This is a genomic window from Enterobacter sp. BRE11 (assembly GCF_031844285.1).
Lineage (GTDB): Bacteria > Pseudomonadota > Gammaproteobacteria > Enterobacterales > Enterobacteriaceae > Pantoea.
Genome location: NZ_JAUZUX010000002.1, coordinates 37438 through 52269, shown reverse-complemented (window position 1 = coordinate 52269; position 14832 = coordinate 37438). Strand labels below are relative to the sequence as shown.

The window sequence follows — 14832 nt, the reverse complement described above, 5'->3', positions numbered from 1 at the left end:
ACAGGAGTCTGTCTTGGTTCGACGTGCCGCCACGCACCGCCTCGAGTTCGACGCGGCTGCCATCTACGAATATCCCGAACACCTGCGCGAATGGCTGGAAGGTTTGCCCAATCAGCCCGGCGTCTATACCTTTCACGGCGACAGCGAGACGCTGCCGCTCTATATCGGGAAAAGCATCAATCTGCGCTCGCGCGTGATGTCGCACTTCCGCACGCCGGAAGAGGCGCGCATGCTGCGCCAGGCGCGCCGCGTCAGCTGGATCCCCACCGCGGGCGATCTCGGCGCGCTGCTGCTGGAGGCGCAGATGATCAAGACGCAGCAGCCGCTGTTCAACAAACGCCTGCGCAAAAATCGCCAGCTCTGCTCGATTCAGATCGCCGAAGGCAAGCCTGAGGTGGTCTACGCGCGCGACGTCGATTTTTCCCACTCTCCTAACCTTTTTGGGCTTTATCGCAGTCGCCACAAAGCGCTGGAGACGCTGAAGTATCTCGCCGACGAGCATCAGCTCTGCCACGGGCTGCTGGGGCTGGAGAAGCTGAGCGCCAACCGCGCCTGTTTTCGCGCGGCGCTGCGCCGCTGCGCCGGTGCCTGCTGCGGCCGCGAAACGCTGGACGATCATCAGGCGCGGCTGCTGGAAGCGCTGGAGAGCGTGCGGGTGATCTGCTGGCCGTGGCAGGGCCCGGTCGCGCTGATCGAGGAGGGGAAACTGATGACGCAGATCCACGTGATCGACCACTGGTTCTATCTGGGATCGGTCAGCGATATGGAAGAGGCGCGTCGGCTGAAGCGTGCGCCGAGCGGCTTCGACCATGACGGCTATAAAATTTTGTGTCGACCGCTGCTTTCCGGCCACTACCCCATCGAACCGCTATAAAAAAACCGCCGACGCTGCCCAGACTTTCTGCCTGTCTGGACAACGTCGGCGGTCTTACTGCCTTACCTCAGCCGGTTATTCAGCGGCTGGCGGCGCCATTTTCTCGTCGTGCGGGCCTTTCTCGGTCAGACGCTTTTCAAAGTTAGCGTTGTACTGCTTCTTCTGCTCTGGCGTCAGCACGTTATAGAGCTTGTTCTGCGTCTCCATCATCGCCACCGCGCGCGCTTTCGCATCGGCGGTCATTTTCTCCGCCTGCGCTTCCGCTTTCGCGCGGTCGAAGGTGTCAGAGGCGATAATCGCGTGACCGGCGCGGCGCTCTTCCAGCGACGGACGTTTAAACTCTTTGTGGCTCTCTTTCATGATGTCGCGAATCTGGGTCTTCTGCGCATCGGTCAGGTTCAGGCCTTTGAACATCATCATGCCGTGGTGCATCGGCGGCTTATGCATCGCTTTTTCGCTACCGGCCGGAGGTGGCGTCAGGTTGTCGGCCGCTGCATGGACCGCGCTTGCCGCACCGAATGCCAGGGTAGAAGCGAGAATCAGAGAAGTCAGTTTACGCATAATAGTTGTCCTTATCATTCAGTTAATGACGACAGCAGCCTGTCGCGTCTTCGAGAACAAGATTACGCTGCTGAATGTCAATCTCTCAGAGAGTGAGTAAAGCCGTGAAAGCATAAAAGACAAAAATCGGGCAATCATGAAGAGAATAAGAAGGATCCGGTGAGGAATTGCAAAAGAATATGAATTTAAAGCGGATTTGGCAGGAATTATGGAGGAGTGTAAGGGTTCCGGCAGCAAAGCGGAAGGAAAATTCGCCGCTTCGCCGCCGGACAGGATGTCAGTCTGGCAGCGCCGCTGCTGGCGCCTCCTCCTCCACCAGCATCAGACCGGCGCGCAGCCCCAGCGCGACGGCAGGATTGGGAAACAGCACATATTCGCGCGCCTGCTGCACGACGTAGCGCGTGGCGCCATCCTCAGCCAGCAGCGTGCCCTGCGGGAAGGCGGTAAAGTTGCGCGTCTCCGCATCCATATGCAGCCGGAACTGCTCGCTGAGGCGGGTGATCTGCTGCGCCACCCGGTAGCGACGCGGCTGCTCGCGCGCCTCCGGCAGCGGCCCGCCGCTCAGCAGCGCCGCCAGCGCCTGCTGCGCGGCGGCGAACTGCGTCAGATCGTTGGCGCCGAACGGCAGGGCCTTGCCCAGCTCCAGCGTGCAGCTGGCGGCGCCGAAGCTGGCGCAGCTGAAATGCGTAAAGGTGCCGCCTGGCGCGGTGTGGAAGACCAGCGCCTCCAGCCCCGCCGCCGTCAGCCAGCTGATAAAGGGTGCCGGCCAGGGATGCGGATTGAGCGGCAGCACGCCGAAGCGGGTATGCCAGGAGCCGCGAATGGCGGTGTGCAGATCGAGATGCCAGCGCGGCTGCGCCGCCTTGCCGCCCTCCAGCCAGAAGGCCTCCGTCGCCTGCTCCAGACGCAGCGCGCGCCGCGCCTCGTCGCAGCCGTCGATCTGCTGCCAGCGGCCGCCGAACAGGCGGTTCACGTCATGGCGCAGGTAGCGCTTCCCGGCGCGCAGCGCCGCCGGATTGCCGAGGATCGCCAGCACGCGATGACGCAACACCATCTCGCCGCGCAGCAGCGCGCTGATAAGCGCATTCATTATCTCTACCGGCGCGGTCTCATTGCCGTGAATGCCGGCCGACAGCACCAGCGCCTGCTGCGGCTCGTCGAGCGGGTCGAGCTGGAGAATACCGTGATCGATCCAGCGCCAGCGCAGCCAGGGCGTCTCACCGCACAGCTGATGCGGCGCCTCGCCTGACAGCGTCTGCTGAAGAAAATCGTGCATGAAAGCTCCTTTCTGCGATGTCAGCGCCGTTCCCGCTACTGCTGAAACGCGTAAACGTTGCCCAGGTCCAGCAGCCGCGTCAGCTCGTCCAGCGCCTCGCGGCCCTCTGTTAACAGCTGAGGATCAGCCAGATCCGCCTGCGTCAGGCGATCGCGGTAGTGGCGATCCACCCACTCATTAAGCGTGGCGAACAGGCGATCGTTCATGATTACCGCCGGATTCAGCGCCTGCCGCTCCTGAGGCGTCAGCACCACGCGCAGCCGCAGACAGGCAGGACCGCCGCCGTTTTGCATGCTTTCGCGCAGGTCGAAGCTCGCCAGCTCGCGCACCGGACCGCCCTGCTCCACCAGCTCGCTCAGGTAGCCCCAGACGCCGGGATGCTGGCGCGACTCTTCGGGCAGCACCAGCAGCATCGCGCCATCGTCGCGGCTCAGCAGCTGGCTGTTGAAGAGATAAGTGCTGACCGCGTCCGCTACCGAGACGCGGCTTTCAGGCACCTCAATGGCGGTAAAGCCAGGCACGCGCTGCTGCAACGTCGCCAGCAGCGCAGGCTGATTGACGAACGCCCGCTGATGGAGGAAAAGCGCTTCGCGGTTGCTGACCGCGATAACGTCGTTATGAAACACCCCCTGGTCGATCACTTCCGGGTTCTGCTGGGCAAAAATCGTGTGGCGCTCGTCAAGCTGATGCAGCCTGGCCACTGCCTGGCTCGCCTGCAGCGTCTGCCGCGCGGGATAGCGGCCCGGGGCGATGCCGCCGTTGTCGTCGCGCCCGTAAACAAAGAGCTGCAGGCTGCGTTCGCCATACTCGGCGCCGAGGCGGTTATGGTTCGCGGCCCCTTCGTCGCCAAACAGCGCCACCTGCGGCAGCGCGTCGTGCACGTTGAAATGCTGCGGATCGCGAAAGATAGCGCGCAGCAGCCGGGCGGTCTGCGGCGCCTCCATGGCGCGATGGAACTTGTTGTTCAGGTTGGCGACGGTGAAATGGACGCGCCCGTCGGCGCTGTCGGCCGAAGGCGACACCGTCGCCGCGTTGGCGACCCACATCGCCGAGGCGGAACTGACCGCCGACAGCAGCCCGGGCGACGCCTTCGCCGCCTGCGCCAGCACCTGTTCGTCGCTGCCGCGGAAGCCGAGCTGACGCAGCAGCGGCAGATTGGGCCGCTCATGCGGCGGGATCACCCCCTGCACAAAGCCTTTATCCGCCAGCGCCTTCATCTTCAGCAGGCCCTGCTTCGCCGCGAGGCGCGGGTTAGACGGCTGATGCTGGTGGCGCGTCGAGGCCTCGTTGCCGAACGACAGTCCGGCATAGTGGTGCGTCAGGCCGACCAGCCCGTCGAAGTTCGCTTCTGTGGTTTTCATGCCTGCTCCTCGCGCGCAGAAAAATCGAGTCCCGGCGAGAGCGCGGCGGGCAGCGTCAGATCGGGCGTCTCCAGCGACGCCATCGGCCAGGCGCAGTAGTCCGCCGCGTACCAGGCGCTGGCGCGGTGGTTGCCGGAGGCGCCAACGCCGCCAAACGGTGCGCTGCTGGCCGCACCGGTGAGCGGCTTGTTCCAGTTTACGATCCCGGCGCGCGCCTCCAGCAGCAGCTGGTCGAACTGCGCGCGCGACGGCGAGATAAGGCCGCAGGAGAGGCCGTAGCGGGTCGCGTTGGCGAGGCGGATAGCCTCATCGAAGCTGTCGTAGCGAATAACGTTAAGCAGCGGGCCGAACACCTCTTCGTCCGGCAGGCCGCTGACCTGCGTGACGTCGATAATGCCCGGCGTGAGCAGCGCATTGCTGCGCTGCGGCCAGCGCATCTCCAGCAGCGGCGTGCCGCCGAGCGCGACGCGCTGCTGCCACGCCTGATAGATCTTTTCCGCCGCCTCGACGGAGATGGCGCTGCCCATAAAGGGCTGCGGCTCGGCGTTCCACGCGCCGGGCTGCAGCCGCGCGCTGACGTCCAGCAGCCGCTGCAGGAAGGCGTCGCCCGCCGCGCCGCGCTTCACCAGCAGGCGGCGCGCGCAGGTGCAGCGCTGCCCCGCGGTAATAAACGCGGACTGAATAGCGATATGCACCGCCGCGTCGATATCCGCCGGATCCTCGACGATGAGCGCATTGTTGCCGCCCATCTCCAGCGCCAGCATTTTCTCCGGCTGGCCAGCGAACTGGCGATGCAGTTGATAGCCCGTTCCGGCGCTGCCGGTAAAGAGCACGCCGTCGATCTGCGTCTCCGCCGCCAGCGCCTGTCCGGTGGCGCGCGCGCCCTGCAGCAGCGCCAGCACGCCGCGCGGCAGCCCCGCTTCCAGCCAGAGGCGCACGGTTTTCTCCGCCGTCAGGGGCGTCAGCTCGCTCGGCTTGAAGAGGACGCAGTTGCCCGCCAGTAGCGCCGGCACAATATGGCCGTTCGGCAGATGGCCGGGAAAGTTGTAGGGGCCGAAGACCGCCAGCACGCCGTGCGGGCGATGGCGCAGCGAACTTTCGCCCTCGTGCTGTTCCCCGGTGCGCGTGTGGAACGCTTTCACAGAGATAGCGATCTTATTGATCATCGCCTGTACTTCGGTCAGCGCCTCCCAGCGCGGCTTGCCGGTTTCGGCGGCAATGGTGTCCGCCAGCTCGGTTTTATGGCTCTCCAGCAGCGAGGCGAAACGCTCGGCCAGCGCCTGACGCTCGGCGAAAGGTCGGCGCGCCCAGCCGGGAAACGCCTCGCGGGCGGCCGCCGCCGCCTGCGCGATCTGCTCCGCCGTGGCGGCCTCGCCCTGCCACAGCGTTTCGCCGAACACCGGATCGACTTTACGCAGCGCGTCGCCGCGGCCCGGCTGCCATTCGCCGTTAATCATTTGCGTCATGCTTTTTTCTCCTCGCCGCCCAGCGTCACCACGCGCAGGCTATCGCCTGGCTCAACGTGCAACGCCCTGAGCTGATTCTCATTAAGTACCACGTCATGCTGCTCGATGCGCGCGGGCAGCAGCGCGACGCGGAAACGGTGATAGTCCATATTCGCCACCAGACAGAGCGGCGCATGTTCGTCCGGTTCGCCGAGCGCGGCGCTGCGCACATGGCTCTTGCGGATGGCGCGAATGTCGTCGATTTCGCACTCCAGCGTCGGACCGCCGTCGAAGATGTCGATATAGTTGCGGTAGCGGAACCCCTCTGCCTCCAGCACCGCGCGCGCGGGCGCGGTCTTCTCATGCACCTGGCCGATCACCGCGCGCGCCTCTGGCGACAGGTAGTCGATATAGAGCGGATGCTTCGGCATCAGCTCGGCGATAAAGGCTTTCTGGCCGGTGCCGCTGAGGAAGTCGGCCTTGCGAAACTCCATGGAGAAGAAGCGGCTGCCGACGCTCTCCCAGAAGGGCGAATGGCCCGCGTCGTCGCTGACGCCGCGCATCTCGGCCACCACGCGATCCATAAACTGATGGCGAAAGTTCGCCATAAAGAGAAAGCGCGACTTAGAGAGCAGGTAGCCGTTTTTGCCGTCGCGGTAGTCGGGATCGAGAAACAGCGTGCAGAGTTCGCTGCTGCCGGTATGGTCATTGCTCAGCGACAGGGTCGGCAGCGCCGCGTAGACGTTGAGCTCTTTTGAGGCGTGCACCTGGGTGCCGACGCGAAAGTTATACCAGGGCTCCTGCAGTCCGACCGCCACCTCAATGGCGCAGATGCCCACGGCGCGATTCTCTTCACTGTCCGCCAGCACAAAGACGTAGCCCTGTTCGGCGCGCGGCAGCCTGCCCTGCCAGGTTTGCAGCGAGCGCTCGATGCGCGCCTGCAGTGTCGGGCTGTCGACCGGCAGCGAGGTGAGTCCGCCGCCCGTTTTACCGGCCAGCGTCAGCAGTTGTGCCAGGTCGTCATGTTCAACAGGGCGAATCACCATCATGATGTCGATCCTCGCGCCAGGTGTTCACAGGCAGCGGCAAAGCGCGCCATGCCGGTTTTGACTTCCTCTTCGCTGATATTGAGCGCCGGCGCGAAACGCACCACGTTAGCGCCGGCGATCAGTACCATCACGCCCTGCTCGGCCGCCGCCAGGTTAAACTGCTTCGCTTTACCGGCATAGTCCTCGTTCAGCACCGCGCCGATCAGCAGGCCCAGGCCGCGCACCTCTTTAAACAGATGCAGCCGCTGGTTAATCTCCTCCAGCGCCTCGACGATCCACCGATGGCGTTCAGTCACGCCCGCCAGAGTCGCAGGCTGGTTGATCAGTTCCAGCACCTTGCCCGCCACCGCGCCCGCCAGCGGATTGCCGCCGTAGGTGGTGCCGTGGGTGCCGACGTTCATGACCTGCGCCAGATCCTCGCGCGTCAGCATCGCGCCGATAGGGAAACCGCCGCCCAGCGCCTTGGCGGTGGTGAGCACGTCCGGCGTCACGCCGTAGTGCATATAGGCGTAGAGCGAACCGGTGCGGCCTACGCCGCTCTGCACTTCGTCAAAAATCAGCAGCGCCTGGTGCTGGTCGCACAGCGCGCGCAGGCCGCGTAAAAAGGCGGGATCGGCAGGCAGCACGCCGCCTTCGCCCTGAATCGGCTCGACGATCACCGCGCAGGTGTTGTCGTCGATCAGCTGCGCCGCTGCTTCCAGATCGTTAAACGGGGTATGGCGGATATCGGGCGGCAGCGGCGCGAAATCTTTTGAGTAGGCGGGCTGACCGCCAGCGGAAACGGTAAACAGCGTGCGGCCGTGAAAAGCATTATTGAAGGCAACGATGCCGCTTTTATGCGCGCCGAAGCGATCGTGTGCGGTTTTACGCGCCAGCTTCAGCGCCGCCTCGTTGGCTTCGGCGCCCGAGTTGCAGAAGAAGACGCGGTCAGCGAAGGTGGCGTCGATCAGCTGCTTCGCCAGCCGCAGGATCGGCTCGTTGGTATAGCCGTTGCCGGTATGCCACAGGCGCGACGCCTGCTCGGTCAACGCCTGCTGCAGCGCCGGGTGCGCATGGCCCAGCGCGTTAACCGCAATGCCCCCGGCAAAGTCGATATACTCTTTGCCGTTCTGATCCCAGAGGGTCGAGCCCGATGCGCGCACCGGTACAAAGTTCGCTGGCGCATAGACCGGCACCATCCATTGATTGAAATCGTGACGCGAAACCTGCAGTGACATATCTGTTTCTCCTGCTTTCCCGCCCGGCGCGCCGGCGAGTAAAGCGAATGTTTTAGATTTGTGAAATTCGGGTAAATACAGCCCTACTGTAAGGTGCAGCTTGCGTGCCAGCAAAGCGAATAAATGCATAAAAGAGGCGTGACAACGAAATATCAATAACTTAAATACATGCGATATTCACTTTTATTGCATATATAGTGAATAATTTTGTGACTGTCGCGCCTGCGCCCTATAATCCGCAGCAGATTTATGCAGTTACCAGAGTAAATATTGCTTTTGTGATCGCTCCTGACTTTTATGTTCAAAATCAGGCAAAAAACGCCCTTTAGAGGTGCAGCGTGCTCTGTTTAAGGGCAGATCGATCGCCTGAAAGCGTGAAGGCGGATCGCTTGCCTGAAAATTAAGCCTGGCGAGTCCGTGGGCACCGTTACATGCGTAAAAGGCCAGGCGGAATATTCACCTGGCCTGAGTAATTAAACGACGCGCGTTAAAACAATTATTCCTGACGTTATTATCAATTCAGCAATAAGAATTTATGATGGCTATTTAATTTGTAAGTGAGCTAATTATTAGAGCTTTAATTTTGGCTGCTATTTGCACTTTTCCGATAAAGCTTGCTTTTCCTCTGGGATTAGCTAGCCAGATATCAAGACGCAGCCCTGCCCGAAGCCTTCACAATAAGAATTTATATTAATGATTAAATTCAATGATTTAAAAATAAATAATTTTACCAACCTTCTGGCTGGCAATAATTTACGCATCGCATTACCGAACAATAAATAACCAGCAGAAACATAAAATCAGCTATAGAAATATTCAGTTACACTTATTGCACTAGGTCAAATTATCCTTTTGTGTCATTTTTCTTTCACCCCGGATAGCGGGGAATAATAACTAACAAAGACAGGGTAAATATCAATGATGAAGCGCGCGATAGCGGCGGCAGTGGTGTCGTCTCTTGTAGGGATATCTGCCAGCCAGGCAGCAGAGATTTATAATAAAGATGGTAACAAACTCGACTTAGTGGGAAAGATTAACGTCTCGCACCTGTTTTCTAACGACAGCAGCAGCGATGGCGATACCTCTTCCTATGCGCGCCTCGGCTTTAAGGGCGAAACCAAAATTACCGATCGGCTGACCGGCTATGGCTTCTGGCAGTATCAGTACAGCCTGCGCAACTCGGAAGGCAGCGACGCGCAGACCGGCAACCGCACCCGTCTTGGCTATGCTGGCCTGAAGTTTGGCAACGCTGGCTCGCTCGACTATGGCCGCAACTACGGGCTGGTCTACGACGCGCTCGCCTATACCGATATGCTGCCCTTCTTCGGCGGCGACTCCGGCTACGCCGACGCCTTCCTGGCGGGACGCTCTACCGGCCTGCTCACCTGGCGCAATAAAGATTTCTTCGGCCTGGTCAAGGGGCTGAGCCTGGCCGCGCAGTACCAGGGTAAAAACGATCGCGCTGGCAACACCGACGGCGTGCGCCGCTCCAACGGCGACGGCTACGCCCTTTCCGCCACCTACGCCTTCGATTTCGGCCTGAGCTTTACCGGCGCTTTCGCCAGCCTCGACCGCACCGAGACGCAGAACGCGGCGGCGCGCGGCGACGGCGACCGCGCGCAGAACTGGGCGACGGCGGTGAAATATGATGCGAATCAGATCTATCTGGCGGCGATGTATGGCGAAACCCTGAACGCCACCCCGATCAGCGGCGGCTTCGCCAACAAAGCGCAGAACTTCGAAGCGGTGGCGCAGTATCAGTTCCTGAACGGCCTGCGCCCGTCAATTGGCTATGTCTCATCAAAAGGCAAAGAGATTGAGAATATCGGCGACGCCGACATCTTCAAATATGTTGCGGTAGGCACCACCTACTACTTCAACAAAAACATGTCGACCTATGTGGAGTACAAAATCAACCTGCTGGACGACAACAACCCGCTGCGCCTGAAGACCGACGATATCACCGCCGTGGGCCTGATCTACCAGTTCTGATAAGGTTGTACCCTCATGCTGCGCCCGGTCACAGTGTCAACCGGGCGCGCAGGGCCGCGCAAGCGGCCTTTTTCTTTGCTCTCTGTTAAGGTGCGCCGCCAGGGCTAAGTCAGACGGTAATAGACGTCCGGGCGCAGCGGCGTCGGCAGCGTCTCTTCCTCTCCCGCCATCTCCCGCAGGCTAATCTCAATATTGGTGCAGATCGCATCCATCGGCAGATGGTTATTCTGATAGCCGAACGGCATCTCCAGCTCCTCCGCCAGCGTATCAAGCGACAAAAAGGTGTAGGAGATAAACATCGACACCAGCGGCGTCATCGCGTGCAGATCGGGCGCCAGCGCAAACGGCAGCAGCGTGCAGAAGAGATAGACGGTGCGGTGCAGCAGCAGGCCGTAGGCGAACGGCACCGGCATGCTCGCCAGCCGTTCGCAGCCACCCAGCACCGCCGCGAGCTGATTCAGGCTCTCGTCGATCGTGCTCCACACCAGATCGCTGATTTTGCCCTGGCGACGCTGGTCCGCCAGCCAGTGCGAGAGCTGAAGGTGCAGCATATTGGTCGGCGAGCGGCGCGACAGCACCCAGTCGGCATCTTCCCCGAGCAGCCGCTGCAGATCGGCGCGCGCGTCGCTGCGGCGCAGCTGGTGCTTCAGGCTATAGCAGAACGCCAGCAGCAGCGCCTGGATCCGCGGCGCATCGTCAGGAAAGAGCGCCAGCACCTGACGCTGCAGCGTGCGGCAGGCGATCAGCAGCGCGCCGAAAAAATGGCGCGCCTCGCTGAAGCGCGCGAAGCAGACGCTGTTGCGAAAGCCGAGAAACACCGCAATGGAGACGCCGAGCAGGCTAAAAGGCGCCAGCGTCAGCTTGATGCCGAGGGTCTCGTACCAGTTGAGCAGCCAGAGCGCGAGCAGCGACATCAGCAGATTAAGAAACAGGCGGAATGAAATAACAGGCAGCACAGAGCCGTGCCAGGCGAACAAACGAACGAACCAGTGGCGATGAGGACGAACGATCATGATGGGCAGGTGACAAGGGATTTTGTGGCGATTCTGCGACTTTCCCGCCCGCCTGACCAGCGATAAATTGTGACAATTGTCACAACTTATTCCTCTCTCGCGCGCTAGCTGCCCACTGAGCCGCAGCGCGCTATCATCGTCGCCACCGCCTGCGCGATTGCGGGCCGGTCGGGCGCGTAATAGAACTGCGCGCTGGTTTCGTGATGGCTAAATTTCGCCACCTCGATCCATGCCACTACCTCTGACTGCGCATTCAGCAGGTTAAACCGGTCCACGCCCCCAGGCAGCGGATCGTCGGCCTCTAACCGCAGCCGCTGGTTGAGCGCTGTGGTTTCCAGACACTGCTCAACCTCGAAGCGATGGGCGGCGAAGTAGCCGGTGGTGGTCTCAGGATGGAGCGACACCTGGCCCAGATCCACGCAGCCGCATAAACAGCCGCAGGCGAACAGAAGAGAGAAAAGTTTCATTGATGACCTCTCGGCAGAGACAGCGAACAGCAGTGATGATAGCGCGCGCGGCGTCACGCAATCCTCAACAGCGCGTCAGGGCGCCATAATATCGAAGCGATCTGACGCCGCACCGGCATCGGCCTGCATCGGCGGCTGCACCTTCAGGGTGATCCAGTTCGAGGTGACGCGCTGCTGCTTCTCATCCTCCAGCGTCACCGACAGGCGGTACTCGTTGCTGGCGCCTTGCGAGTCGTCCCAGGCGGGCACGATCAGACTCCAGCCCTGCGGCTGGCTGTTATTCGCGGGCGGCGTCAGGCTCAGCGCCTGGGTATCGCCCTGCCAGCTCAACGCCTTAATCGGGTTGCTGTGCCGGATCTGCAGCTTCAGCGGCAGGCTTTCGCCCGGCGTCAGCTGCCACGGCGGCGTGGCAAGAAACACCGACAGGGTTTTGCGCTGGCGAAAACTGAGCACCGGCGTATCGGAACGGGTGACCCGGTCATAGCGGCTGCCGCGCAGCGAACGCGCCTCGGCAACGTTGCTCGCCTCCAACTGCTTGCTCAGCGCCACGCCGAAGCGATAGTTGAGCTTTAACCCCAGCTGATCCTGCGTCTCGCCCGCGCTGCTGGTCTTGTGGCTGGCCGATAGCGTCACCAGCGGCACCGGCGTATAGGAGAGGCCCAGCGACAGCGCGGAGGGGTTGTGGTAGCGGTTGCCGCTGTGAAAAAGATCGACGTTATCGCCGAGATACTGCTCCCAGCTCAGCGACACGCCGAGCTGACGATAGAACGGCAGATAGCTCTGCGTGGTGATGTCGTAGCCGCGCGCCATACGCTGCTGTTCGCTGTCGCCGCTGTTCTTCCAGCTGCCCAGCGGGTGATAGTAGTTGGCGGAGAAGCGCAGATTCTCGTTCCAGGCTTCGGTGCCGAGCGAAGCGCGCTGCTGGCCGATATCGACGCTGCGGTCGAGAAAGGCGTTATAGCCCAGTAGCCAGCCTGGCGTCACCCAGCGCTGCCCCAGGCCGACATTGCCCACCAGCCCGTCACTGGTGTCGCGCACCCCCACCTGGCTAAAAGTGAGATGGCTGCGCTCGTCCGACAGCGCGGTGAAAAGATCGCCGCCGGTGCCGGTGAAGCTGCCCTGCATATCCACCATCAAATCGATCTGGGCATTACCGTAGGGCGACAGCAGCGACTGCCCTTCACTCTCGACGCGGTTCGCCACCTCGTCACGAAAGTGGTTAAAAGCCCAGACGCCCGCCTGCTGGCCGAAACTGGTGCTGTCGTCGCCTTTCAGGCTTGCTTCGCCAATGTCTTTGGCGATAGCGGCGAGCCGCTTATTCCACTCGTCGTCGCTCTGCGCGTTGCCCAGCGACGGCAGCGCCGCCAGCTGCTGGTTGAAACGCGCCGGATCGTCAAAAGGCGTCTCCGCCACGGCGGCGGTGCCAGTGAAAGCCTGGGCCGCAGGCAGAGCGGAAAGCAGCGCCGCGACAAGGGGCGAAGAGGCAAAAAGCGGGCGGGCAAAGCGGTGAAGAAACATAGCGTCTTATCGGTTTTTTCAGCTGATTAACGAGATCTGTCTCACAAAAGGATTTGAATTTACTTTAACACATCGCGATGAATTTGCAGAGAATGGCAGGGAAAAGCGGAAAAAGCAGGGAAAAAGCTGGATAAACGCAGAGTTATCCAGCCTGAAGTCGCTATCAGGAGAAGATAAGCCCGCCATCGACGTTAATGGTCTGGCCGGTAATATAGCGGGCGTCGTCAGAGGCGAGAAACGCCACCAGCCCGGCGACATCCTCCGGCTGGCCGGCGCGCTTCAGCGGAATATTCTCTACCCACTCCGCCATCAGCTCGCCCTTGCCATATTTTTTCTTATCGCTGCTGAGGATCTCGCCCCAGACGCGGTCGTTGTAGTCCCACATCTCACTCTCGATAATGCCGGGACAGAAGGCGTTCACGGTGATATGCCAGGGCGCCAGCTCCAGCGCCAGGCTCTGGGTAATGCCGATCACCCCCATCTTGCTCGCCGCGTAGTGCGGCGTGTAGATAAACCCCTGGCGTCCCTGGCCCGAAGAGGTGTTGATCAGGCTGCCGCGGTTCTGCTGCACCATATATTTCGCCGCCTCGCGACAGCAGAGCCAGACGCCGGTGGTATTCACCGCCAGCACCTTGTCGAAATCCGCTTTCGGCATGGCGTCGAAGCGATCGATGGTGATCACGCCCGCGTTCTGTATCGAGACGTCGATGCGGCCGAAGCGGTCGAACGCCTGCTGATAGAGCTGCTGGACCGCGGCTTCGTCGGTGACGTCCGCCTGTAGCGCCAGAATATCGCTGCCGTACTTCTCCTTCAGCGCCTCGGCGGTGGCGAACACCCGCTCGGCGTTGGAGACCATCACCAGGTTAGCGCCGTCGCGCGCGAAGCGCGCCGCGATGCCGGCCCCGATGCCGCGACAGGCGCCGGTAATGACGACGGTTTGCCCTTGAAAATGACGCATCATGTTGCCCTCCGCTTATCCATGACTGACTTCAGATACCGATGTCGACTGCTGCTTTTTTTCATGGCGACGCAGCAGCACCACTTTGCTTTGCAACCGCTGCTGGAACTGGTCGATCACCACGGCGGTGACAATCACCAGCCCCTTGATCACCATCTGCCAGAAGTCGCTGACGCCCATCATCACCATGCCGTCGGCGAGGAAGACGATGACGAAGGCGCCGATAATCGAGCCGGAGACGCGGCCGCGGCCGCCCGCCAGCGCCGTGCCGCCCAGCACCGTAGCGCCGATAGCGTCCATCTCAAACATATTGCCGGTCATGGGATGGGCGGTTTGCAGCTGCGACGCCACCACCAGCCCCACCAGTCCGGCGCAGAGGCCGGAGAAGGCGTAGACGAAAATTTTCACCTTCACGATCGGCACGCCCGCCAGCCGCGCGGCCGATTCGTTGCCGCCGGTGGCGTAGATATAGCGCCCCAGCGGCGTTTTGCGCGTCAGGTAGAGCCCGAGCAGCAGAAAGCCCACCATCAGCCAGATCGGCAGATAGATGCCGAGCAGCGTGCCGGAGCCGAGAAAGGCGAAGCCGGTATTGCCGAGCGCCGGCAGGCCGACCAGGTTGGCGTAGGTGCTGCCGTCGTTGAACAGCAGCGCCGCGCCGCGCGCCACATACATCATGCCCAGGGTGCAGATAAAGGGCGCGACGCCAAGCCGGGTGATCACCGCGCCGTTCACCAGCCCAATAACCACGCCGAACAGCGCCACCGCGAGGATCACCTCCGGCACGTTGAGAAACAGGATATTGCCGTTCCACAGCGGCACGCCGCTGGTGAGCAGCGCGCCCGCCACCATGCCGCAGATGCCCGCTACCGCCCCCACCGAGAGATCGATGCCGCCGGTGAGGATCACCAGCGTCATGCCGATCGCCAGCAGCCCGGTAATGGCGACGTGCTGGGTCATAATCAGCAGGTTCGACGGGGTAAGAAAGTTCGGCACCATGACGCTGAAAAAGCCGATGACGATCAGCAGCGCAATAAAGGTGCGCGCTTTCAGCAGGTACATATAGAGCAGGTATTTTTGGTTCATCATCTCTCCTGCGGGCGA

Annotated in this window: 13 protein-coding genes; 2 read left to right on the top strand and 11 right to left on the bottom strand. The window is 61.6% G+C overall.

The features are described from left to right. Positions 1–13: 13 nt before the first annotated feature. Positions 14–874: an excinuclease Cho gene (gene cho / locus Q9R34_RS02375; RefSeq protein ID WP_033747571.1), complete on the top strand. Its 861-nt coding sequence runs from the start codon at positions 14–16 to the stop codon at positions 872–874. Between the two features lie 75 nt (positions 875–949). Here cho and spy read toward each other — a convergent pair whose 3' ends face one another. The 6 genes from spy to Q9R34_RS02345 all read right to left on the bottom strand — a co-directional run bounded on the left by spy (position 950) and on the right by Q9R34_RS02345 (position 7783). Then, complete coding sequence (gene spy / locus Q9R34_RS02370) at positions 950–1435, bottom strand: ATP-independent periplasmic protein-refolding chaperone Spy (RefSeq protein ID WP_434125487.1); 486 nt, start codon at positions 1433–1435, stop codon at positions 950–952. A gap of 277 nt (positions 1436–1712) precedes the next feature. Further along, entirely contained in the window at positions 1713–2711 is a 999-nt protein-coding gene (astE, locus tag Q9R34_RS02365) for a succinylglutamate desuccinylase (protein WP_485892259.1), read from the bottom strand. A gap of 35 nt (positions 2712–2746) precedes the next feature. Beyond that, the gene (astB, locus tag Q9R34_RS02360; RefSeq protein ID WP_434125484.1) at positions 2747–4072 is read right to left on the bottom strand and encodes an N-succinylarginine dihydrolase; all 1326 of its coding nucleotides are present in this window, start codon (positions 4070–4072) and stop codon (positions 2747–2749) included. Continuing rightward, on the bottom strand, positions 4069–5538 hold the full coding sequence (gene astD, locus Q9R34_RS02355; RefSeq protein ID WP_485892258.1) for a succinylglutamate-semialdehyde dehydrogenase: 1470 nt from the start codon (positions 5536–5538) through the stop codon (positions 4069–4071). The genes astB and astD overlap by 4 nt, the downstream gene beginning before the upstream one ends. Continuing rightward, positions 5535–6566, bottom strand: a complete 1032-nt coding sequence (astA, locus tag Q9R34_RS02350; protein WP_434125481.1) for an arginine N-succinyltransferase — start codon at positions 6564–6566, stop codon at positions 5535–5537. Before astA ends, astD begins: the two co-directional genes overlap by 4 nt. After that, positions 6563–7783: a bifunctional succinylornithine transaminase/acetylornithine transaminase gene (locus Q9R34_RS02345; RefSeq protein WP_485892256.1), complete on the bottom strand. Its 1221-nt coding sequence runs from the start codon at positions 7781–7783 to the stop codon at positions 6563–6565. Before Q9R34_RS02345 ends, astA begins: the two co-directional genes overlap by 4 nt. A gap of 918 nt (positions 7784–8701) precedes the next feature. On the opposite strand from Q9R34_RS02345, the gene Q9R34_RS02340 reads away from it, so the two are divergent. After that, positions 8702–9775 (top strand): porin, encoded by a 1074-nt coding sequence (locus tag Q9R34_RS02340; RefSeq protein WP_485892254.1) that lies wholly within the window; start codon positions 8702–8704, stop codon positions 9773–9775. A gap of 104 nt (positions 9776–9879) precedes the next feature. Here Q9R34_RS02340 and Q9R34_RS02335 read toward each other — a convergent pair whose 3' ends face one another. From Q9R34_RS02335 to Q9R34_RS02315, 5 genes are all read right to left on the bottom strand, one after another. Beyond that, complete coding sequence (locus Q9R34_RS02335) at positions 9880–10788, bottom strand: bestrophin family protein (RefSeq protein WP_485892253.1); 909 nt, start codon at positions 10786–10788, stop codon at positions 9880–9882. A gap of 104 nt (positions 10789–10892) precedes the next feature. Next, positions 10893–11255, bottom strand: a complete 363-nt coding sequence (locus Q9R34_RS02330; protein WP_485892252.1) for a hypothetical protein — start codon at positions 11253–11255, stop codon at positions 10893–10895. Positions 11256–11330: 75 nt separating this feature from the next. Continuing rightward, complete coding sequence (locus Q9R34_RS02325; RefSeq protein WP_485892250.1) at positions 11331–12773, bottom strand: YchO/YchP family invasin; 1443 nt, start codon at positions 12771–12773, stop codon at positions 11331–11333. 163 nt (positions 12774–12936) lie between these two features. Continuing rightward, on the bottom strand, positions 12937–13734 hold the full coding sequence (locus tag Q9R34_RS02320) for a glucose 1-dehydrogenase (protein WP_485892249.1): 798 nt from the start codon (positions 13732–13734) through the stop codon (positions 12937–12939). A gap of 12 nt (positions 13735–13746) precedes the next feature. Then, complete coding sequence (locus Q9R34_RS02315) at positions 13747–14814, bottom strand: ABC transporter permease (RefSeq protein WP_434125472.1); 1068 nt, start codon at positions 14812–14814, stop codon at positions 13747–13749. Positions 14815–14832 lie beyond the last annotated feature (18 nt).

Coding starts and splice junctions, on each gene's coding strand:
- spy (WP_434125487.1), bottom strand. CDS start 1,435: ATGCGTAAACTGACTTCTCTGATTCTCGCTTCTACCCTGGCATTCGGT.
- astE (WP_485892259.1), bottom strand. CDS start 2,711: ATGCACGATTTTCTTCAGCAGACGCTGTCAGGCGAGGCGCCGCATCAG.
- astB (WP_434125484.1), bottom strand. CDS start 4,072: ATGAAAACCACAGAAGCGAACTTCGACGGGCTGGTCGGCCTGACGCAC.
- astD (WP_485892258.1), bottom strand. CDS start 5,538: ATGACGCAAATGATTAACGGCGAATGGCAGCCGGGCCGCGGCGACGCG.
- astA (WP_434125481.1), bottom strand. CDS start 6,566: ATGATGGTGATTCGCCCTGTTGAACATGACGACCTGGCACAACTGCTG.
- Q9R34_RS02345 (WP_485892256.1), bottom strand. CDS start 7,783: ATGTCACTGCAGGTTTCGCGTCACGATTTCAATCAATGGATGGTGCCG.
- Q9R34_RS02340 (WP_485892254.1), top strand. CDS start 8,702: ATGATGAAGCGCGCGATAGCGGCGGCAGTGGTGTCGTCTCTTGTAGGG.
- Q9R34_RS02335 (WP_485892253.1), bottom strand. CDS start 10,788: ATGATCGTTCGTCCTCATCGCCACTGGTTCGTTCGTTTGTTCGCCTGG.
- Q9R34_RS02330 (WP_485892252.1), bottom strand. CDS start 11,255: ATGAAACTTTTCTCTCTTCTGTTCGCCTGCGGCTGTTTATGCGGCTGC.
- Q9R34_RS02325 (WP_485892250.1), bottom strand. CDS start 12,773: ATGTTTCTTCACCGCTTTGCCCGCCCGCTTTTTGCCTCTTCGCCCCTT.
- Q9R34_RS02320 (WP_485892249.1), bottom strand. CDS start 13,734: ATGATGCGTCATTTTCAAGGGCAAACCGTCGTCATTACCGGCGCCTGT.
- Q9R34_RS02315 (WP_434125472.1), bottom strand. CDS start 14,814: ATGAACCAAAAATACCTGCTCTATATGTACCTGCTGAAAGCGCGCACC.